The organism is Leptospira ognonensis, from assembly GCF_004770745.1.
GTDB classification, from domain to species: domain Bacteria; phylum Spirochaetota; class Leptospiria; order Leptospirales; family Leptospiraceae; genus Leptospira_A; species Leptospira_A ognonensis.
The window spans coordinates 246,910-268,259 of the sequence record NZ_RQGD01000010.1; the positions used below are offsets into that span (position 1 = coordinate 246,910).

Annotated in this window: 23 protein-coding genes; 14 read left to right on the top strand and 9 right to left on the bottom strand. The window is 40.3% G+C overall.

Going from position 1 to position 21,350, the window contains the following annotated elements; translation table 11 throughout:
- Window positions 1-20: 20 nt before the first annotated feature.
- Together EHQ58_RS03635 and EHQ58_RS03640 are read left to right on the top strand one after the other, a co-directional pair.
- Window positions 21-965 (top strand): hypothetical protein, encoded by a 945-nt coding sequence (locus EHQ58_RS03635; protein ID WP_135622071.1) that lies wholly within the window; start codon window positions 21-23, stop codon window positions 963-965.
- A 10-nt stretch (window positions 966-975) separates the two neighbouring features.
- Complete coding sequence (locus EHQ58_RS03640; protein WP_135622073.1) at window positions 976-1,413, top strand: ABA4-like family protein; 438 nt, start codon at window positions 976-978, stop codon at window positions 1,411-1,413.
- On the opposite strand, the gene EHQ58_RS03645 is transcribed toward EHQ58_RS03640, so the two are convergent.
- Window positions 1,393-3,081, bottom strand: coding sequence for an ankyrin repeat domain-containing protein (locus tag EHQ58_RS03645; RefSeq protein WP_135622075.1), 1,689 nt, complete (start codon window positions 3,079-3,081; stop codon window positions 1,393-1,395). The genes EHQ58_RS03640 and EHQ58_RS03645 overlap by 21 nt on opposite strands.
- Before the next feature lie 86 nt (window positions 3,082-3,167).
- Here EHQ58_RS03645 and EHQ58_RS03650 point away from each other — a divergent pair, with 86 nt between their 5' ends.
- Together EHQ58_RS03650 and EHQ58_RS03655 are read left to right on the top strand one after the other, a co-directional pair.
- On the top strand, window positions 3,168-3,995 hold the full coding sequence (locus EHQ58_RS03650) for an MDR/zinc-dependent alcohol dehydrogenase-like family protein (RefSeq protein WP_135622077.1): 828 nt from the start codon (window positions 3,168-3,170) through the stop codon (window positions 3,993-3,995).
- 35 nt (window positions 3,996-4,030) lie between these two features.
- Window positions 4,031-4,960 carry an MBL fold metallo-hydrolase gene (locus EHQ58_RS03655; protein WP_135622079.1) on the top strand — a complete coding sequence of 310 codons (930 nt, stop codon included), beginning with the start codon at window positions 4,031-4,033 and terminating at the stop codon, window positions 4,958-4,960.
- 54 nt (window positions 4,961-5,014) lie between these two features.
- On the opposite strand, the gene EHQ58_RS03660 is transcribed toward EHQ58_RS03655, so the two are convergent.
- Both EHQ58_RS03660 and EHQ58_RS03665 read right to left on the bottom strand, forming a co-directional pair.
- Window positions 5,015-5,398 (bottom strand): DoxX family protein, encoded by a 384-nt coding sequence (locus EHQ58_RS03660; protein ID WP_135622081.1) that lies wholly within the window; start codon window positions 5,396-5,398, stop codon window positions 5,015-5,017.
- Between the two features lie 149 nt (window positions 5,399-5,547).
- Complete coding sequence (locus EHQ58_RS03665) at window positions 5,548-5,946, bottom strand: ArsR/SmtB family transcription factor (protein ID WP_135622083.1); 399 nt, start codon at window positions 5,944-5,946, stop codon at window positions 5,548-5,550.
- A gap of 80 nt (window positions 5,947-6,026) precedes the next feature.
- Between EHQ58_RS03665 and EHQ58_RS03670 the strand changes: the two genes are divergently transcribed.
- Window positions 6,027-6,518: an SRPBCC family protein gene (locus tag EHQ58_RS03670; RefSeq protein ID WP_135622085.1), complete on the top strand. Its 492-nt coding sequence runs from the start codon at window positions 6,027-6,029 to the stop codon at window positions 6,516-6,518.
- 24 nt (window positions 6,519-6,542) lie between these two features.
- Complete coding sequence (locus EHQ58_RS03675; RefSeq protein ID WP_135622087.1) at window positions 6,543-7,148, top strand: hypothetical protein; 606 nt, start codon at window positions 6,543-6,545, stop codon at window positions 7,146-7,148.
- Between the two features lie 25 nt (window positions 7,149-7,173).
- Here the strand turns inward: EHQ58_RS03675 and EHQ58_RS03680 are convergent, their stop codons facing one another.
- Window positions 7,174-10,002 carry a hypothetical protein gene (locus tag EHQ58_RS03680; RefSeq protein WP_135622089.1) on the bottom strand — a complete coding sequence of 943 codons (2,829 nt, stop codon included), beginning with the start codon at window positions 10,000-10,002 and terminating at the stop codon, window positions 7,174-7,176.
- 305 nt (window positions 10,003-10,307) lie between these two features.
- On the opposite strand from EHQ58_RS03680, the gene EHQ58_RS03685 reads away from it, so the two are divergent.
- Complete coding sequence (locus EHQ58_RS03685) at window positions 10,308-10,976, top strand: OmpA family protein (protein ID WP_342776206.1); 669 nt, start codon at window positions 10,308-10,310, stop codon at window positions 10,974-10,976.
- A 12-nt stretch (window positions 10,977-10,988) separates the two neighbouring features.
- Window positions 10,989-12,203, top strand: a complete 1,215-nt coding sequence (locus EHQ58_RS03690; protein ID WP_246047105.1) for a hypothetical protein — start codon at window positions 10,989-10,991, stop codon at window positions 12,201-12,203.
- A 2-nt stretch (window positions 12,204-12,205) separates the two neighbouring features.
- On the opposite strand, the gene EHQ58_RS03695 is transcribed toward EHQ58_RS03690, so the two are convergent.
- The 3 genes from EHQ58_RS03695 to EHQ58_RS03705 are packed head-to-tail and all read right to left on the bottom strand — an operon-like array spanning window position 12,206 to window position 14,288.
- The gene (locus tag EHQ58_RS03695) at window positions 12,206-13,444 is read right to left on the bottom strand and encodes an RNA polymerase sigma factor (RefSeq protein ID WP_135622093.1); all 1,239 of its coding nucleotides are present in this window, start codon (window positions 13,442-13,444) and stop codon (window positions 12,206-12,208) included.
- Window positions 13,445-13,495: 51 nt separating this feature from the next.
- Complete coding sequence (locus EHQ58_RS03700) at window positions 13,496-13,843, bottom strand: YciI family protein (RefSeq protein WP_135622095.1); 348 nt, start codon at window positions 13,841-13,843, stop codon at window positions 13,496-13,498.
- Between the two features lie 31 nt (window positions 13,844-13,874).
- Window positions 13,875-14,288 carry a hypothetical protein gene (locus tag EHQ58_RS03705; protein WP_135622097.1) on the bottom strand — a complete coding sequence of 138 codons (414 nt, stop codon included), beginning with the start codon at window positions 14,286-14,288 and terminating at the stop codon, window positions 13,875-13,877.
- A gap of 229 nt (window positions 14,289-14,517) precedes the next feature.
- Between EHQ58_RS03705 and EHQ58_RS18695 the strand changes: the two genes are divergently transcribed.
- The 5 genes from EHQ58_RS18695 to EHQ58_RS03735 all read left to right on the top strand — a co-directional run bounded on the left by EHQ58_RS18695 (window position 14,518) and on the right by EHQ58_RS03735 (window position 19,404).
- Window positions 14,518-15,780: a PAS domain S-box protein gene (locus tag EHQ58_RS18695; RefSeq protein WP_167883519.1), complete on the top strand. Its 1,263-nt coding sequence runs from the start codon at window positions 14,518-14,520 to the stop codon at window positions 15,778-15,780.
- A 70-nt stretch (window positions 15,781-15,850) separates the two neighbouring features.
- A complete protein-coding gene (locus EHQ58_RS03720; RefSeq protein WP_167883520.1) occupies window positions 15,851-16,840 on the top strand; it encodes an NAD(P)/FAD-dependent oxidoreductase in 990 nt (329 codons plus the stop codon).
- A gap of 14 nt (window positions 16,841-16,854) precedes the next feature.
- Window positions 16,855-17,934: an AraC family transcriptional regulator gene (locus tag EHQ58_RS03725; RefSeq protein WP_135622101.1), complete on the top strand. Its 1,080-nt coding sequence runs from the start codon at window positions 16,855-16,857 to the stop codon at window positions 17,932-17,934.
- A gap of 71 nt (window positions 17,935-18,005) precedes the next feature.
- Entirely contained in the window at window positions 18,006-19,148 is a 1,143-nt protein-coding gene (locus EHQ58_RS03730) for a DJ-1/PfpI family protein (protein WP_167883521.1), read from the top strand.
- 22 nt (window positions 19,149-19,170) lie between these two features.
- Window positions 19,171-19,404, top strand: a complete 234-nt coding sequence (locus EHQ58_RS03735) for a hypothetical protein (RefSeq protein ID WP_135622105.1) — start codon at window positions 19,171-19,173, stop codon at window positions 19,402-19,404.
- Window positions 19,405-19,421: 17 nt separating this feature from the next.
- Here the strand turns inward: EHQ58_RS03735 and EHQ58_RS03740 are convergent, their stop codons facing one another.
- Both EHQ58_RS03740 and EHQ58_RS03745 read right to left on the bottom strand, forming a co-directional pair.
- A complete protein-coding gene (locus tag EHQ58_RS03740; protein ID WP_135622107.1) occupies window positions 19,422-19,940 on the bottom strand; it encodes an SRPBCC domain-containing protein in 519 nt (172 codons plus the stop codon).
- On the bottom strand, window positions 19,937-20,281 hold the full coding sequence (locus tag EHQ58_RS03745; RefSeq protein WP_135622157.1) for an ArsR/SmtB family transcription factor: 345 nt from the start codon (window positions 20,279-20,281) through the stop codon (window positions 19,937-19,939). Before EHQ58_RS03745 ends, EHQ58_RS03740 begins: the two co-directional genes overlap by 4 nt.
- A 199-nt stretch (window positions 20,282-20,480) precedes the next feature.
- Between EHQ58_RS03745 and EHQ58_RS03750 the strand changes: the two genes are divergently transcribed.
- A complete protein-coding gene (locus EHQ58_RS03750; RefSeq protein WP_135622109.1) occupies window positions 20,481-20,948 on the top strand; it encodes a WG repeat-containing protein in 468 nt (155 codons plus the stop codon).
- Window positions 20,949-21,350: the final 402 nt, after the last annotated feature.

The window sequence follows — 21,350 nt, forward strand, 5'->3', positions numbered from 1 at the left end:
ACATATATGAGGAGAACCATATGAGTTTTTTTAAACGTCCCGCTTTCCATGATCCAGCTGCACCTGTTTACTGGAATCTCTGGGTAATGGCAGTATTAACCGTTTTAGCCATCCCCCTACTCTTCCTTGACCAAAGAGAACTTTCAGGAAGTTACCTATGGATCAAACCCATCAAATTTTCACTCTCGATAGGTATCTATTCCCTGACTTTACTCTGGATGTTACCATTTTTCGAAGGTAAGAAAAGCATCATATCCAAAATTTCTTGGACCATAATTGTCACGGGTTTCATCGAAATTGTAGCCATATTCGGACAAGCGGCGCGCGGTGAACAAAGCCATTTTAATGTTTCATCTAGCTTTAATGCCTTTCTCTTTACCCTAATGGGTATCAGCATCGGAATCTTTTGGATCATGCATCTCGTTCTGAGTTTTCACTTGGTAAGACAAAAAACCTTGCATCCTTTTTTGCGCGAAAGCCTTCTCTGGGGGTTATTTATATCTGCTTATGGAATGATCATCGGATTTTTCATGACCACGCCGAGACCAGAACAAATAGAACTCATGAAACAAGGCATCCTCCAAACAAGCGGAGGGCATACCTTTGGAGCTCCAGACGGAGGACCAGGGCTTGCTCTTTTAGGTTGGAGCACCATTGCCGGCGACCTACGAGTGGCTCATTTCTTTGGTATGCATGCGCTTCAAATATTCTCTCTCATTTCGATTCTTTTCCTGGGACTCGATGGTAAAAAGAATATTGCTCCTCTTTCCCGATTGCCATTGCGATTTTTGGGAATTGCCATTCTTGGCATTACTTTGACAATGAACATACAGGCATTAAATGGAGAATCAATATTTAAAACAACTTCCCATTATTTTTCTTCATATACCATGTGTATGGCGCTATTCTCAATAGGGATGGTCATGCTCGGATTCAATTTAAATAAAAAACAGATCGCAACTTGAGGAGAAATAAATGTCAGCGAGCCAAATTTTCCAAATCGTAAACCCCATCGCCATGTTTGGATGGATCCTACTTGTCGTTTTTCCAAACTGGAAACATACAAAGCACTTTACTTCTGTTTTGTTATCTGCTCTATTTTTTGCAGGAATTTATTTCGTGGCAATATCAATATCATTCGGCAAGTCAGGTGGAAATTTTAGAACCCTCGAAGGTGTCCGCCTTCTTTTTTCAAATGACTTTGCCTTGCTTGCTGGATGGGTGCATTATTTGTCCTTTGATTTATTTGTAGGTACTTGGGAAGTGGAAGATGCGAAAGCAAATCGAATCTCGAGATTTCTTATTTTGCCTTCGCTATTTTTTACTTTTATGTTTGGACCGGTAGGTTTATTGTCTTACACCATCTTAAAACTAATTTTAAGAAAGCCGATTCTAACCGCCGTAAACATCTAATAGAGAAAGGATGCGCTCATAACGTTCTTGGTTCTCGATATCGCCTTCTAATTGTGCGATTTCTAAGGCCTCAAACGCAAGATCGCGTCCTGTTTTGCCTTCATCGTTCTTATTGTTTGCTTTAGCGCCAGCCTCTAGCAGAAGAGCCAATACGGAGGAATGACCAAATTTACAGCATTCATGAAGTGCGGAATTTAAAGTACTATCCGTGATTTCGAGATCTATCCCTGCCTGGATTAATTTTTTTGCAAGCGAAGGTTCACCAAACAATCCACACCAATGTAGGGCAGTCATCTGGTTTTGGGACCGGTGATTGACCTGAATGCCGTGTTTCAAAAGAATATCGATCAGCATGAGCTTTTCTTGGAGGTGCATCGAATTATTTTGGCAGAGTTTGAAAAGAGCATTTTCACCAATCGTATCTACATAATTACAATCCGCACCTGCCTCAAGTAAGACGAGTGCACATTTTGACGTTTCGCCGAGTACGGACTCTTGGAGTAAGGAAAAGCGAAGAGGATTGGTCTCGTCACTTTCTTTCACATAATTTACAGAAAATCCAGATTCAATGAGTGCCTTTAAGCTTTCGGCATCGTCCCGTGCAATGATCGAACCGGGATCTTTCGGAATCACCATTCGATTGGCAAGTTCTACAATGATTTGTTCTATCTCATTTGGATATTTTTTCTTCAGAATTTGAAGGTAACTTTCTTCTTTGGTAGGTGATTTTTTTATTTTTTTCTTCAGCGCATTCCAAAATTTCTCACCGACTAGCACTTGGTTAGCGATCAAAAATACGATGGCTTCGTTAAGCTTTTTCTCTGAAGTGACAATCTCGAACTCAACATTCTCTTGAAAAAATTTGAAGGACAACGGTTCCTCTGGGCTCTCAATCTTCCAATTTTCGATTATAAATTGAAACAATTTTTCTTTCTCATCATTGTTCAATCTATTAAAGCTATCTTGCACATAAATGATGTTACCCGAAAGCAGAAGTACCTTTGCGGTCAAAAAATTTGATAAAAATTCAGGAATGACAACATCAGTTGAACCCTCAGCGGAAAACTTAACCGAAAGTATTTTTTCTGCAGTGAAAGCACCGTAAAAATATGTATTCTGTGCATCAGGAATTGCGAGATACAAACGACCTCTTACTGTTTTTTGATCTTGGTCTTCGACATAGAGGGAAAATCGAAACCCAGAATTTGTATGGAAAGAAGGAGATACAATGATTTCTCGATTTGGATTAGGAGCATCACTTGGGCGAATGTCGAATTGAAGTCCTTTTAATTTTTTGGGGTCAAAACTTCCCGTGATGGTCACAAAATTTTTTGCTTCGAAGTGACCATGTTCTTCGGGAGTGAGAAACATAATTTTGTCTTCAAACCAAAATACATTGATCTGTTGAAAAAAAGTACCTTGTAATTGGCCACGGAGAGGAGAGCTCGGGATAGATAATTCGAAATTTAAATCAAATAAAATGAGATGGCTCTTTGTTTCTTCTGATGGCGATTCGGTAATATTTGAACTTTTAACTTCAGTTTTAAAAGAAAAGGGAGTCAGAGCCTTACAGCGAATACATCGAAATTTACCTTTCTTCCCCGCAACTTTCGATTCAGAAATATGGTGAAGAGCAAAACAGTGCATGCATGTTAAATCTACTATCATGGAAGAGGTATCTCAGAATATAAGAATTGATTTTTAGAATCCATCAATCTAAATTTATACGAGAGTACAGGACAAGGGGAAAAGTTTTGACAGGAAAAAAATACTTAATTGTAGGTGGAGCGGGAGAAGCCGGCAGCAGTGCCATTGAATTCTTAAAAGCCAACGAAAAGGATTGCCATATCATTGCGACTACATCAAGTCATTCGCAAATCCCTGGCGCAGATACCATTCTTCACAATGTGAAAGCGGATAGACAGATTGTCCTCCGAGTAAAAGAAGAACTGGAAGGAAATCGAATCGAGCCTAAATTTGATGTCCTGATCTATACTCCTGCGCTTGGCGAAGTGGGCTACCCTGTCATCGAGTCTAAACCTGAAGCCATTGAAGCGGCTCTCGAATTCTCCTACTATCCGATGTTAAATTTGGAGACGACCTTTTCTCCTAAGCTAAGCATAGGTTATTCCGCGTTCTACTGGTTACCACATACATTAGCATTTTATGGTACGATGGGATATGTGAAAAAGAAAATGGATGAATGGGCTATAACAAAGCCTGATTCGAGAAAGATCATCCGAGCAGGGACATTTTTTTCCAAAAGTGTGCGAGGCATCTCCCTGGTTCTTCAAAGAACCATGAAAAACACTAAAGATCCAGATTTACTGAAACTAAAGGAAAAGTATGCCAATTCAAATCAGAAATTTCAAGATTTCTTTCTAGACTATGCCTGGAAACATGAACGCGAGTTCTTCTCTTCTCCTAAATTCAACTCGCCGTACCGAGCCACTACGAGAGCGGATTTGGGTCGTGGCTTAAAAAATGTATTAAGTAACGATGCACCTATAGCCACCGTACTTGGAGATTGGGAGTGGTATGAAAAATCAATGCCGGACCTTCCTGAATGGTTTCGCAAATGAGTCAATTTCGCTTACTGAGGAAACAAAGAACAAATATGAAATCGCCGAGCCTAACCATTCTAGCCTTCTTTCTTATTCTACACTGTTCGCAAAGCACAAGACCCTTTTCGAAAACGGTAATAGGAAAAACAAAATCGTTTGAAGAAATCGAATCCTCTGTCACTCAAAAAGGTCCCATCAAATTTCAAAAATTTCTCGCTGCAGACTGGATTGCAGATCGCTCGGGTCTCCTCGATTTCAAGGACCCGAAAACTAAGAGCGCTGGTCTAGTCGAGGGAGAGGAAGAGATTCAAATCTATTTTTACATAGTGGAACATCCAAAATTTGGAAAATATCTCATTGATACAGGGATATCAAATGTATTTAAAAAAGAACCTCAGGATTGGCCTGTCTCGAAACTGATTCAAAATGTCATGAACCTCGATAAATTAAAAATTAAATCTATTTTATCTGAGACTTTGAAAGACGATCAGATTACTTTAAACGGTGTATTTTTAACGCATATGCACTTAGATCACATTATGGGTGTACCAGATCTACCTAACCAAACAACGGTTTACGTGGGACCTGATGAATCGAATTATAAAGCGTTTTTGAATTTATTTGTCCAAGGTTCAACAGATAGATTGATTGGTGAAAATGTGAAAATTGAGCAACTGGAATTTAAAAATAAATCTCCTGAAAATATAGAAATCTTAGATTTTTTTGGAGACGGTTCCCTTTATGTGCTTTGGGTGAGTGGGCATACCCCAGGGAGCCTTGCCTTCCTCGTGCAAACAACGGGAGGAACACAATTGATTGTTGGTGATACTTGTCATACGACTTGGGGATGGGAACAGAACGTCCCGCCTGGTAAATTTACTTCATCCTTAGAATTAAACAGAAAACATCTAAACCAACTGAAAGAGATTACACAAAAATTTCCAAAGATAAAAATTCATCCCGGGCATCAGAGTTTTAAATGAAAGTAATCTGCAAAACAAGAATTTTTATCAGATTACTTTCTATTTCAACGTCGCCTAATTAGACTTTGGTTTGAAAAGGTGCGAATAGCTCTTCCAGTTTGCATACCCCAAAAAGGAATTTGCTAGTACAAGAAAGATCGCAACGGGTAAGCCTTCAGTAGCCAAAAAAATATGAACAAAGGCAATGTTTACAATCACTGGTGAAATGATAATAAGCGCGAGTGGCACAAACATTCCCGAGACAAGCGCCAATCCGACAAGTAATTCCGTTCCTTTCACAAGGTTTATCATATAGCCTGAGGCCTCCATGCCATCATTGAACAATTTCATATTTCCTGTTTGCGGCGGAGGCGTGATCCAATGAAAGAAATACGCCAATGACCCAAAAATAAACAAAGCTCCCATCAAACTTCTAACGACTATTACTGCTATCTTCATAAAATCCTCTCTTGATTATTTATTTCCAACTCATTATTAGACCAAGAATAATTGAAACAAAATTTCAAATTCCTATATTCTTTACAATTTTCAAATTTTATCCCAGAATTAGATACATTCGAATTCGATACTTTCTGGAATCCAAATCATCAGCTCTTTTTATTTTTTCCAAATTTAAACTCACCTAACGGAATCTTTGCCTTCTGATCTCGATTTTGAAGATCCCGAAGATATTCCTCGAATTGGTCGAAACGAACTTGCCAAAGTTTTTTGTAAGTATCAATCCAGGCATCGGCTTCTTGCAAGGGTGCGATCTGGATTTTACAAGGACGCCACTGAGCATGGGAACTGCGTTCGATGAGACCTGCTCTTTCTAAAACCTTTATGTGTTTTGAAATCGCAGGGAGAGTCATCCGAAATGGTTTCGCCAATTCAGATACACTCGTCTCCCCCTTTAGCAGTTTTTTCAGGATTTCCCTCCGGGTCGGATCGGCAAGGGCGCCAAAGGTGAGACTTAAGCGATCATTTTCGAGGGATGCTTTCGTCATTTTTATTTAACCATTTAGTATAATAAAGATTTGCTAATATATTGTCAATGATTTATTCTGCTTATTTAAAGAGGATTTTTATGACCGAGAAAATGAAGATTGATAACTTTAATCCCGAGCTGGACCTAATCATTGAACGAACCGTCGAGACACCGATTGAGCTGGTTTGGGCGGCATGGACAGAACCAAAACACTTGGTTCATTGGTTTACACCTGCTCCATGGAAAACGATTGAATGTGATATTGACTTAAGACCTGGCGGCTTGTTTCGCACAGTCATGCTTTCGCCTGAACAGACAAAACATGAAAATCCGGGTAGCTATCTTGAAGTGATTCCCTTCAAAAAATTGGTATTTACTGATGCTTTCCTTCCGGACTATCGTCCATCTGCGAATCCTTTTTTTTGTGCCATGCTCTTTTTTGAAGTCAGCGGAAACGGAACTAAATATACGGCCATTGCAAGACATAAAAATATTGAGGATTGCAAGAAACATAACGACATGGGGTTTCATGATGGCTGGAACGCCGCATTGGATCAGTTAGTTGCTTATATGAAACAAAAACAGACATAAGAATAAGATTGTAAATGAATTAATATGTTTCCTTACCTCCTAATCCTTCTGGTTCCCTGTTTTGCGATTTTTGCACAAAATTCAGAGAAAGTTCTCATAGAAAAAATGCAAACGAGGCAGCAAAAACAATTTTCGGAATTGCATTCTTACCAAGCCGAGAAAAAGAAATACGATTCCACGAAGGATCCTTTCTTTAAGGACAAGGATGTGGAAAGTAACACACATACCACACAAACAATCTACTTTAAGAAGAATATCCGCCAAATCATCATCGAGGAGAGAGAGGTGCTCCAACTCGCACCTCCCTCTCCTAGGTATATTTGGCACACGGAATATTTTTTTCAGAACAGCCGTTTATACTATGTTAACTTTCGGTATCAAATGAAAATGCAAAACATGGAGGAAGGAACGGAGGATAGTGTGACCGAAATCATCGTCTTCCTTCCCAAAAATGCTCCCTCCATCGCCTTTCAAAAAATATTATCAGCATCGAGAGCGGATGAGAAAGTATCATTTCGCCTGGACAAAAGTTTTCGTAAAATCGACTTAGATCAAGCCGACGGATCAGGGATGACGACTGCCGTCTTGAAAGGCGGCATTCTAGAAATGAACAAAGGAAAGGAAAACTAACGCAAACCTCTAAGTAGCCTGTCGCTTATTGTTGGACGCAAATGAGTTTATAACTATTCGTACAAACTTTTTCAGCTGCGGCAATGGATCCCGCACCATTTCGAATCCATGTATTCCCGTAAAAACTGACACCTCCTGCAGTCGGACATGTTTGGTAGGTAAAACCGTGGCAGTTATGGCGGTAGACTGTCGCTGCATCCACGCAGGTTCCTGCTGGCGTAGATGGTTGTGTGGCAGGTGCCAAGGCATTTGTGAATCCTGTCCAAAATTCATCCGTTCCTGTGCTTGAAAAATCATTTACGAGAGCAGTAGGTGAAAACGAACCTGTTCCATCCGCAATGAAGAGACGGTTACCTTCATCACGACAGTTGTTCGCTCCGGACTCACAGCGGTAGTAGTATAGATTCGGACTGATCACCCAATTTGTGCCTACCTTACGATCGTTTGTTACATTTCCCGAACTATCGCTTGCAATCAATGCCTTATACGTTCCAGAAGGAACGTGGCCAGGCTTTCCCGTATTACAATTGCTATCCGCACCTAGAACACCTGCTGCCGTCATCTCCCCGTTATACGTACTGGTAGTTACGAAGACAGCCTTCCCTGCTGGTTCATCATCTTCATTTGTGATCGAAGGACTAGATGGATTGGGAGCTGAATTATAATTCGTATCAGCAGTGGCTTGTTTCGTAAGGGTAATGGAAAAATTTTGATTTCCATCGGCAAATGTATCATCTAATCCTTGAACTGTAAATGTTTTCTTTTTGGCATCATTGGGACATCCCGCATTACTCGCGTTTGCCGTATCAACTCGGCTATTCTGTGGGAAAAACAAACTGGTTGCAGATAATGTCCCACATTCATCCCCAGGAGTGGCACAAGCTATCGTTACCTCAATGTCTGTCGCATCTGTATTGTCAGCACCCAAACAAACGCTAATCGTAGACACATTCGTTGTGCCTTCTCTTGTATTGCCTGACTTATTCACATAAAAATATGCCTCATTATCTGTGGTTGTGGCTTCAATTTCTGAGGTATTATAAGTCAATCCGCCTGTGGCGGCTGCCGTCGTCACTGTCCAGTCCTGACTTCCATCAACGATTGTATCATCGACATGAGAAAGTGCGATTTGGTTGGTACCGCCGGAGATCAAAGTATTATAATTCGAGGAGGTGATGGTCACATTTGCGGGAACGGTTCCTTCCGTGGTGTCCGTGCTGCTCAGGCCCACCGTCACATCTGAACCAGGAGCCGATTTTGTAATGAGCCAGATGTTTGTTGTTGCCGATGGCTCGCCTCCAGAAAGGCGACCAGCAGTGGTGCCGAGCGGACTGCCTGATAAATTACAAGGTTGGATGAGATGGGTATTGTCATTATCACAAGACCTAACAACAAATGTTGGTTCGGTGACAGTTGTATTATAAGTTGAGTCTGATGAACTCGCGGTGAAAGTGATGTTATAATCTGCGTTACCAGCATCAGCACCATCCGTAGAACCTCGCACCTGTACGGTTTGGTATGTGTTCCAATTTGAGGTTGTGAAGGTTAGATTCGGACTTTCGATGACACATTTTGCACCACAGTTTTTCGAAAAGCTCAAGGTCACATCGGCTGTTGGTTTGGTTCTTAATTTAATGGTAAAGTTTGCATAATTATGGCCCATCTGGTTGGCCTCATCGGTCGCAAAGCCTGTGATGTTTCCACCACTCGAGTTTGTGGTCTGGGTGACTGCATTCCATTTTTCAACGGCATACCCTGGAACGCTTAGATCCTTATTATAGACAACTACGTCCCGGGGGTTGATCCCATTGTAATCCGTATCTGTACTCGAAGTACTTCGTGTTTGTACAATATACGTTTTCGTTCCATCGATTTCAAAGTCATCCACTGATGTGACTGTCACTACTTGTTCCACATTCCAATTTCCAGTGGTAAAGGTTAGTGAAGTTGGTGCCATGGTTCCTTCTCTGTTGCTTGCGTTCACAGTGTCCGCCGTTTCACTCATGGGGATGGTAACGCTTGCCGTTGGTGCTGTGCGAAGGACTACGCGAAAGGTTCCATTGGTTGCAGTAGCTCCGCTGCCGGGTTCTTCCATAATTCGTGAAATATTGGAAACTCTCACCCCAGGCCCTTCATCATCTTCCATCGAAAGCGAAATATCACAGACATTCTTATCTGTATAAAAGCCAGTGACAACCACTCCACTTCCATTCTTTTGGACTACATTTCCCAAATCTAAGTTGAAGGCGCTCTCGACCGTGTTCCTGCTTCCATCGTCAATGCGCGTGAATTTCATGCATTGGCGGTTGGCGACTCCACTGGCAGTGAAAGAAAATTTTGTAGGCAGAGGATTTCCATTCACGCCCGCTGGAAAAGAGAGTGTTTTCGTAAGCCTTCCCGTATAACTTGAATTTGCCGAGACAGGAATTTCAATCGTTCCTGTAAAGGCTGTATTTGGATAGATGCATGTTTCGTACGAACGATAGCCCCAACTCGTACCTCCATCCGTATCAGTTTCTGTGAGTCCATTGTCTGCTGAAGAACTAAATACTGCGTCTACATCGCCATCTTCAGATAGAGAAATCGTTTTCGTTGTTACCGTTATATCTGTAGAACAGGATGGTACAACGATGGTGCTAGAGTCGGTGCTGGATGTAGAAGAGCTTGAATCGGTTCCGGAAGAATTACTCGAGGTGGAACTTTCCTCCCCGGTGACGGCGGTTAAAAACCGATCATACCGTTCGCTGAGTCCAAAAAGAAAATTGTCACTGGTGTTAGTCGATCCATTGCAATTTCCAAATAAAATAATATAACAAAAAATAATTATAAATGATATCGATTTATAGTTGTGCATGTATATTCCTAGCCTGTCAAGAGACTCTCTACATTCTTGGGACTCCAATGATTGAAATCAATAAATTTACTCAGTTTGAAAATTCCAAAGCCAAAATCTTTCTTATCTTCGATATTTTGAAGCATGAATTCGCGTGGATCACCTAAAGCTCAATGTCAAATTTGTGTTACCTGATTTTCTTTCCGTGCATTCAGAAAAAAAACCTACTCTTAAAATAATTATTTCCCTGACCTTCCCATCCAAAAGACTTACCGAATCGGGAATCCATGCAAGTGAATGTAGCGATATATCTTTTGTTTCTAGCCATTTTAGTGGCTTCCAGTTCCTGCAAAACCACGGAATCAAATAGCTTTACCACCTCAAGCGCCTTTCAGAAGTTTTGCGGTTGCATCACGCCGATCGAGCCCATAGAGAAAAAAGAAAATTTAGCACTCGGAAGTCTTCCAGAAGGCTCTCTGGATGAAATGGGAACCACGCCCTATTTAGAAAAATTGTACCAAGGCATACGCAAGGATTTTGAACACTCAGGCACAACATTCGAAGAAGTTTCGGATGGATTGCATGCGAAAGGTGTTGAGTTAAAGCGTATCGAAGATCCAGAGAAGAGACTTCGTGAACTTCTCATCGTCATTGATGGTGACGTTGCGTTTCCCTCAGGAAAATCTACGTTAACTCCAAAGGCAAAAGAGTTGATTGCAAAGATTGCTGACGCAATGACCGCCTATCCTGAGACAAATTGTAGGATTGGTGGTCATACTGACAGCGTGGGCGCCTTTCAGATGAATTTAAAATTAAGTAAAGACCGATCTTTCGCTGTCAAGGCAGAACTTAAACATAGTCATAACATTGTAGAAGAGAGATTCAAGGAAGTGGATGGCTATGCTGATATGCGCAAGATCGTTGATACGATGTTAGCCGAGAAGAAAAACCGGAGAACGGAGATCTATGTTGGTACGGTTCGGATAGTATATTAGGATGATTCCCTCTTGAAAAATAAACATATACTCATCACGCTAGCCTTAGTTTGCTTTCATGTTGCCCTTTTTGGCGAGGCCACAAAACATCAGGACCCTCTGCATCATGAAACAAAACAAACGATACCGTTAGCACCTCCGGAAACAACTCCACCTGCACCAGAAAAGAGTTCTCTAGCCACAAACCCGCAGAACTTAGAACAGATGACGAAATTCAATAGTGTTTACGAACATCGATTGATGTTTCGGACGGGATGGGGAATAGGAAAAATATCCCCTGCCGTCCTAAATGAAACGGGTCCTGCCTGGATGATCAACTCTTTCTTTCGACAAACTTCAGAACCAGGCGCGCCGCTCGCCATTCCTTACAAAGGAGCGAGTGATTTAAATGTGAATGCTCAGTTTTGGGATATCAGATATGGCTATAAGAATAAATACGAAATCCAGATGGCAGAGGATACAACACTAGGTGTTTATAGTAGAGATCTTCCCGCTTCGAATGAATTCCTATCACCGCGATCGACGAATTATTGGGGGAGTGCCTTTGAAGGAAATCGCCTACTGCGATTTGAAGGAGTAAGTAACCATCTTCGCTTCTCCTACACTCATCCGATCAATAAAATATTTATGATAGGACCTTCCATAAATTTTCATAGATACTCAGAAAGAAATAACATTACTTACGGTTCCTATGCAACGAGTCGAGCAGAAGCCCCTGTTCCCAATAAGACGACCTGGTCCGTAGGTGGAGACGCCAATGCGGAATATTCGATGAAAGGAATCATACCTGGAATCTATATGAAACTTAAGCTAAGGGATTGGTGGGAGGTTCGCGCCAGGTACGAATTGCTCGATCGGAAGGGAGATTTTTCCGTCTTAGGATCACAGATCATCCAAGAAGTTTTCAACGATAGTAGCACTGGGATCACAGGAGTTGTCCCGGCTTACGGAGGACAGGTGAGAGATAAAGGGACCATTCTCAATATAGAATCCTCTTTTCGATACTGTCGTTTTACGCTTGATGTGGGGATGATCAGACAAGATATCAAAAGAACATACCCTCTCTACCTTGGAGATACGGTAGGAACGGTGGCACGCACAGACTATTCGGCAAGAAGTATTGGTATTGGTGTATCTGAAATGTCAAATGCCGCCAAACACCAAGTTACAGAATTCTACATAATGCCAGGGGTTTCCTTCTTTTATGATAGCGACGGAGTATATTAGCCTCATAAGTTTGCCCAGTTAGCTAAGATCATTTTTCTCTCGTTGATAGAGTTCGATAAATTTAGTGCGGAATCCAGAAATTGTTTCGCTCGAATCTCATCTTCTTCTTTCCAAAGTTTCGCCCACAACAGATCCACAAATAAATTTTTGCCTAATGAATTCGTTTTTTCTAATTCGACTCTTGCAGTAGGATTTCCGAAGACACAACTCATGGCGTAGATTCTATTTAAATTAACACTCGGATTTTGATTTAAATCGTATAACTTTGAATAAAGAATCAGTAAATCTTCCCATTTTTTCTTTGACTCATCTTCAGTATGAAGCAGAGCGATTAAGGCTTCTAATTGGTAATCGGAATATATTTGATTTCCAAAGTTTAGCGAGTTTGTTAAATACTCCTTCCCTTTTGAAACCATTGTTTGGTCCCATAAATTTTTATTTTGTCTAAGCCAGGATAAGATTTGTCCTTCATCCGATAATCTACTTTCCAAGCGCGAACAGTGAAAACAAATAAGGGCGATCAGAGCGAGTACGTTTGCATTTCTGCAGCGTTCATTTTCTGAAAGCAGGATGGTTAGTCGGAGTGATTCCTGCATCAGATCCTTACGAAAAAGATTTTCAACTTGATTCGAATAATAACCTTTCGAAAAAAGTAGGTATAGGATCTTTAACACGGAATCGATGCGCTCAGAAAAATTCATTTGATCGGGAAATGCGATCGGGATTTTCTTTTCGATGATGATCTGTTTCCCTCGATAGAGTCTTTTTTGAATCGTTTCCACATTTGAAAAAAATACCTCGGCGATTTCGCTGACACTGAATCCTAACAGGATTTTTAAGGCCATAGCAGATTGATAGTCAACGGGTATCAGTGGATGCGATACTACGAAAAGCATCTGTAAAAGTGAGTCATCTATAGACTTTCTTTCCGTTTCCCATTTTGCCTCCAACAGATAGTCTGAAGGAAAGATACTTTTATTTTTTTCTAGAATTCTTTGGCGATGCTTTTCCTTATTTATCAAGTTAATGATTTTATTTTTTGCCACTTTGTAAATCCATCCTTCCGGATTCTCAGGTAGCCCTCTCAATTTCCATGATTGGAACGCGGCCACAATGGCTTCCTGCACTGCATCCTCGATCAAATCAATTTTCTCAAAGCCGTAAACTTTACACAAAATAGTTGTGATTCTTACATTCTCTTTGCGTATGAATTCGTTAAAATATTTTTCATCTAAGCTCATGAATCATTCCTTCCTAAGGAGCAATCATCTACCTCCTTAGGAAATCTTACACTATGGTTGAAAGGGAGTAATGGGTCTTACTTCTAAACTTCCGGTTGGGTAGTTTAGTATCGGACATTTTTTACCAATGGCCACTGCCTCATCCATCGATTCGGCTTTGCAGACTAAATACCCGGCAAGAATTTCTTTGACCGCAACATAAGGACCATCCGTCGTACTTCCTGGCCGTATAACAGTGCCTTCAAAATCTAATGGTTGTGTGGAAACAAATTTTCCGGATTCAATGATTTCTGAGATCCATTGTCTCCATTGAGGCATTTCTTTTGCCATCTCTTCTGGTTTGAGTAAATAACTATCTTCTGCCGAATGATTGCGAAACAATAAAATGAATTCTTTCATATGATTTCTCCTCTATTATTTGAACCTTAGCCTATGCTTTTTTTGCAAGCTTATCTACTAACATTGCACAAACCATTCCTAACAACATCATTTCGATCAACCCAAAAAGAAACCATTGTATGGCAAGAGTATGTGGAATCGGAAGGACGATAAAGTTTGTATAGGCATACCAAAATCGCGAGATCACGCCGATCATAAAGCCTATTTTTACTCCTTCCAAAATCCCACCACCGGCGTAGGCTCGCAGAAAAATCGAGGCAAACCCTAAGCTCACGACTAAGTAGATGAGCATAAAAATAGGTGCCAAATTCCCCAATTCTTCTGAGGTTCTCCATAGCCCGTTAAGTTCCGTATAGATCCCTTTCAAGAGGAATTGGTTGATGATCGTTTCGAGAAATGCCAATCCAAGAAATGTCAGACCTGTGAGTAATAGATTCTTTTTCATAAGAATCCTCCTTTGTAATTTTCTAGAAAACAGGTGGGAATGAGAAACCTGGACAAGAAATTCGCATTTTTTAACTGCAAACTTTGAACATCCCACAAAACTCTAGCCTGATAAAAAATCGGGAAAATTCCAAGAACAGATCCGAAATCGCTCCTGGGAAAAACACTAGACATGCCAGGAGGATACTTTAAACTCATGTGACGCAAATTTTAAATGAGTCGGTTCTACATTGAATTATTATAAAACTATACTATATGTCGAAGATGAGGCTCTGATTGCCATGCTGACAAAACGACAGCTACAACAAGAAGGTTATGAAGTCATTCATGTCTTTTCTGGAGAAGAAGCAATCGAGACCATGCAAAAAGGTCCAGCAATTGATCTCATTCTCATGGATATTGATCTCGGTACTGGCATGGATGGTACCGTTGCCGCTGAACAAATACTAGCCGATAGTGATATTCCATTACTTTTCCTTTCCTCGCATACAGAAAAAGAGGTAGTGGAAAAAACCGAAAGTATTACAAACTATGGTTATGTTGTAAAAGCTTCGAGTTTTACCGTATTGGATGCATCTATAAAAATGGCGTTTAAATTATTTGCCGCGAAAGCCGACATCCAAAGCCAACGTATGGAGATTGAAGCATCCTATGAGGAAATGCAGGCAACAAATACGATGCTAATAGAAAATCAGTTATTGCTCGGGCAGAGCGAAGAAAAGTATAGAAATCTTTACGAAGCCAATGTTTTACCTATCTCCATTTTCGAGCCCAATTCATTAAAATACCTTTCTGTGAACCAGGCATTCGCGGATAAGTATGGATACTCTCGAGAAGAATTTTTACAGATGACGATATTAGAGATTCGTCCCGACAATCCAGAAGAAATTAGTAGAGTCAGAGCATCTGTCTCTCAAAAGAAACAAGGCGTGGCGAGCATTGGAATCTTCACTCATCAAAAACGTAATGGAGAAACGATGCAGGTTGAGATCATTAAGAGTGACGTTATCTTTGATGGCAAGCAGGCTATCATGGTTGTGGTGAATGATGTCTCCGAACGCCAAAAGGCGGAAAAACTACTGCTTGAAGCAAAAATGCAAGCAGAACTCTCAAATCTTTCCTTACAAGGTTTTAAATTTGCACTCGATGAGCATGCTCTCGTATCTATCACAAATCCCGAGGGAAAGATAACTTACGTTAATGAAAAATTTTGTAACGTATCAAAATATTCGCCAGAGGAACTTCTGGGAAAGGACCATCGCATCATCAATTCAGGTCACCATCCAAAAGAATTTTTTCATGGTCTATGGAAAAATCTTAAGAATAAAGAGGTTTGGCGAGGGGAAATTAAAAACCGAGCCAAAGATGGCTCTTATTATTGGGTTCAAAGCACCATCGTACCTCTGTTGGATTTAGATGGCAATCCGAACCAATTCATAGCCATACGTACAGACATTACAGAACAAAAAAAATTACCTGAACTCTCGCCATAAATATACCAACGGTAAGTGGAGAATAAGAAATATTGATTGATTCTGTATGTGCTTGCCATGCGATCAAATAGTGAAACCGAAAATTGCCATTATTGGAGCTGGAATTTCAGGTCTGACCCTAGCGAATCAGCTAAAAAATAGCGCCCAGGTAGATATTTTTGAAAAGGCGCGTGGAGTCGGTGGACGCATGTCTACTCGTTATGCGGAGCCATTTTCTTTCGATCATGGAAACCAACACTTTACCGTGCGAACGAAGCCTTTCCAGTCATTTCTGAATCCTTATCTTGAGAATGGTATCGTATGTGAATGGAGTGGAAAGGTAATCACTCTCGAGATAGGTAAAAAAATTACCAAACGCCTTTGGTTTGAACCTCATTTCGTTGCTAGTCCCAATATGAATCAACTTTGCAAGGCATTGTCAGATGGAATTTCCATTCAGACAAAAACAGAAATTGCCCCTCTTACAAAAAAAGAAGCAGACGGATGGGATCTCTATTCGAAGGAAGGAATTTTTTTGGGGACCTATACTTGGGTAATTGTAACGGCTCCACCTTTACAGACCATAAAGCTATTTGGAAACCTTCTGCCGAATGAATCCCCGTTGCACGATACAAAGATGAACTCTTGTTACTCCCTTATGATCGGATTTAAAAAACCTTGGGAGAATCAATGGATCGCAGCCAAGGTATGGAACAATCCGATTGATTGGATTTCCATCAATTCGACAAAGCCTGGAAGAGATAAAAGTGTTACGAGCATTGTCGCACATTCGACAAAGGATTGGGCCGATGCAAATATCGATGCGGATCTTGAAGAAGTCAAAAAATCTTTGGTGCTTCAGTTTGAAAAGTTAACAGATATTTCCTGTGCTGAGGCGGACTACATTTCAGTGCATCTGTGGAAGTATGCAACAGTCTTTGAAACACGGAATTCAGGTTTCTATATTGATGAGAAAAACGAGTTGGCCGCAACGGGTGATTGGGCCTCAGCATCGCGTATCGAAGAAGTCTGGGCTAGCGCTACAAACTTAGCAGACCATCTGAAGATGATTTATAATTGAGTTACAGATTGAATATGGATCACTCAGTTGTATTCTCTATCGAAACCTTTCTTGCAACGATTCCCATTATTGGCAGTTTTTTCTCGTTTATCGTTTGCCTTGGTTATCTGCTTAGGCCAGGGAAAAAACGCAATATTCTTCCAGGTTTACTTTATGGTTTTCTTGCTCTTCCGCAATTAAATATGGCCCTTGATATCACTGGCGTTAACCGTTTTAATTTGAAAATTGGACTCTTCTTACTTCCCTTCTATATTTTTATCGGACCGTTGATTCATATCTATATTAGACAAATTCTAAACCGTAATTTTGAGTGGGGAAAGAAACAATTCCTGCATTTACTTCCCTTCTTTCTCATCCTTATCCCAATCTTTGTGATTTCTATGGAACCAGCGATCGCGAATTCTCGGTTTCAGTACCTTGACTACCTATTCTTATTCATATTCTTATATACAATCAGCTTTCTACTGCTTACAGGCACAGAGCTCTTTCCTATTTTTTTTAACACCTCATTCCCTTATCCGAAAATTTATATTTTTACTCTCATTTTGATATGCTTTGGATTTTTAGATATTTTTTTCTTTGTCTGGTTTCAAATAGAAAAATCGATGCTTACGATGGCTTTATCCTATTCAACTTTGCTATTAATTTCGGTATTCATTTTTTGGGGCAGTCAAATTTTTCCTGAGTATTTATCTTCTATGCAAGAGGAAATAAAGAAGAGCAAATATGTTAAATCGCGACTCACTGGAATCGATACAGAAAAAACAATCAATGAAATTCATAGACTCATGATTGAGGAAAGTTTTTATGCTGATGAGGATTTAACGCTCGCTCGCCTAGCAGAACATCTCAATCTTCACCCCCATCAACTTTCAGAGCTATTCAATCAAAACCTTAAGGTGAGTTTCAAAGCCTACATCAATGAGAAAAGAATTCAGTCAGCCTGTCGACTTTTACTAGAGGAACCAAATCGGTCGATCGTATCCATTCTGTATGCAGTAGGGTTCTCATCAAAATCAGCATTCCACGCGGAGTTTTTTAAATATAAAAACACAACCCCCTCCCTCTACCGTAAATCGAATGTTGGTTCCTAAGTTATATCCCAGAAAGTCCTAGCTTATACACCAAGACGACATTTTTTTCAATGTCGGATATACTCCATGCTATGATAAAACTTAGAATAGTATCCAAATTTTTTACATCTCGGCTGATTAGAACAGCCTGCTGCCTAACCTACCTACTTTCCCTTTCCACAAACAATTGTGCACAAATCTCGTACTTTCAGAAGCTTGAACCCATCGAAAATCATCCTCTCGAAAATGTGAAATACGATAGTAAGCATGATGGATCCAAAATGACGGTCGTGATCCTTGCGGATACACAAGGCACCGAAATTACCGATCTCATTGTCCCTTACTCATTATTAAAGTTGGCGGATCTTAATGTTTATATTGTCTCGAATCAGAAGGGAAACGTACTGCTCTGGAAAGGATTGGTCCTCGTTCCGCATGATACGATCAATGATTTTCCTTTTTCTTTTGACGCTGTTGTTGTTCCGAACGTGTTTCATCCTGAGGATAAATCCTTTCAAAAATTTTTAGCGAATGATCGTATTCCTGTATTATCCGTCTGTGAAGGCGCTAAGGTCATAGGTCGTTCTGATCAATTTTTAAACCATCAAATCACAACTCATGCTTCTAGTTTATCTCAATTAGAAAATGAGTTCCCAAGACTCAACTGGATAAAAGGAAAAAAATATGTAGAAGATCGTCAGTTGATCAGCACGGCTGGTGTTGCTTCTAGTATTGAAGGAACCCTTGTTTTAATTTCCAGACTCGTAGATGTTAAAAAAGCAAATTTCGTAAAACAAAAAATTGGTTACCCTCATGATATGATCCGCGAGTTCTATTCAGGTGAGGCTATTTCCATTCTTGACCAACTAACAATACTTTGGAAGGTTACTTTTGATGATAATCCAGAATATGCCTTACATTTGAAATCAGGTATGAATGAGATGGACATCGCGATCACTTTAGATGTCTGGGCAAGAACCTTTCCTAGTTCAATTGCTGCGGTATCGCAGGGATACATCCGAACAGAGAATGGATTGTTTCTTGCGGGTGTAAAAAATAAGTCCCTAGGAACAAAAAATCTTTGTCTGCGAGATTGCGAAACTGTTGGCAAAACGGATACCCAGATAGGTAACGATCAAAGCAAAGAATTCCTTCTGGATTTGCACTTAAATCAAGTTGGCAAACGCTATGGCAACCGATTTGCGCAAGTAGTGAAACGATTGCTAGATTATTGAGGCAAGCCAGAGTCACAGTCACTTGGCCTTATATAAGCAGAATTGGGAGCCACCAGAAAAAGCAATTGGAGCACGACTCGCCGTGATTTTTGTTTCTATCATATTATACACAGGCGATCCGAGTGGACTCAAAAATTTCCTTTCCAGAAAGAGTGAATTGAAAAGTACAGATCCGAAAGCCAAAAAAGCCTACATCCAAAATATCATCAATATCGCACTGAGCACGATCAAAACAAAAGCGAATCGTGCTTCTTGAGGCCGTATGATTTCCATTTACGATTTTTGCATTATAACCTCTAAAATTTTATCAAGCACCAAACAAAGATCCTTCCATGCTTCTACGCCACCAATTTCATTTTTGCGTATTTCATCTGACGCGTAGGTACAAACATGAGTCATAAGGGTCAGATCACCTTCCGTTGTAAAGGTACGAGATTCCTTCGTTACATCTGGACTTTCCAGTGCATCGGGATTAAAAACATTCATATCAATGGCATAGTTTTCTGAGTTGGCTATCTTTTCAGAGGGAATGACTTCTAGGAATCTTCCATAGACACCCATCTCTGTTCCATTTGCGTCACTAAACAAATATAAATATTTACCACCTACTGTTACATCATTCTCACATTTTACTAAAGACCATCCTTCCGGTCCAGTAAGCCATCTTCGAATTAACTCTGGCTTGGTGAAACAATCATATACCAAATTGCGTGGTGCCGCGAAGTAACGCGTTGCTACTACTTCCGTCTCTCCTCGCAATTCTACTTTAAATTCTTTTATATCTGCCTTCATTTTTCTGGTTCTCCTTTTACTTGAAACGATTGCAATTCTTCTAGTAATCCATCAATGGCTAAATAGCGTTTTTCCCAGATCTGTTTGTATTTTTCTAACCAGTCTGTCGCTTCTTTGATGGGCTTAGTTTCCATTTTTCTCGGTCTCTCCTGACCTCGAATTTGTGTGGAAATCAATCCAGCTTCTTCCAGAACCTTCAGATGCTTAGAAACGGCTGGCTGGCTCATTTGAAAGGGCTTGGCCAATTCCATAACGGTCAATTCCCCTTTTGCCAGGCGCATCAGAATGGCACGTCTAGTGGGATCAGCTAAAGCTCCGAATGTACGATCCAATGTTTGCATTTCCATTTAGTTATATATCTACTTGGTTATATATTGAGAATCTGTCAAGGAAATTTAAGAAAATTTTACATTCAGCCTTCGAAATTCATGCAATTCTAGGAACTTTCACAAGGTGAATTGAGGAGAAAGCTTTGAGTCGCGTAGGAATGCAAAATTGGGAATGACAATGGTTTCTATCGTTAATAATAGGAGAGGTTAAATGTTACCTGTAATAAAAAACAAAATCCTCCAACTTTCCTTGTTATTTCTTCTTTCAATGCATCCCTTGCTTGCAAAAGACATTACTACGTATCATAAAAATACGTTTGGGGAAGTATCCTATAATCGTTTTGGTCTTGCTTCAATCGTTACAGAAGATGGTTGGGTAGTAATAAATAAAAAGCAGAAAGTATTACATAAAGTTTTTATTTACGACAATGGTCCTGATTATATAAGCGAAGGCATGTATCGCATCATAAAAAATGGAAAAATGGGCTTTGCCAATGAAAAAGGGAAAGTGGTCATTGCACCTAAATACGATTTTGTATGGCCCTTCGAAAAAGGAACTGCCAAGTTTTGTATCGGCTGTACCTTTCAAAAAGAGGGAGAACATACAAAAATAATAGAGGAAAATGCAAACCTAGGCTACATCACTAAGACAGGGAAAAAATTAGCAAACAAAAAGTGAAACGAGTTCTATTGAATTTAGCCCAAGAGATTGTTTCCTATATTTTTTTCGAATTGGGAGTCTGCTGAAAACGACCCTGTATACTTTCTCACCTTGCGCATAACACATATTAGGTGTCTTGCGTCTGTTACTACTCATGCTCTTCTCGTCGATCGTTCGAACCCCTTTCCCTTCTCTCAGGATTTTCAAGTTAAGGCTAAAATGAAAAATCTAAAATTCTAAAATGAATCTTTAGTAACTGCTTCTAACAAAGAGGACGGAACGGATGCGAAGCCAGGGATGGCGGAGCGCGCCATTCGAGCAGGAGTGCGAGACAGGCGCGAGAAACGTCCTCTTTGTTAGAAGCACCCTATTTAGTTACCAGAATTTTAGATTTTGAATCGGTGGGTGGATGACGGGATT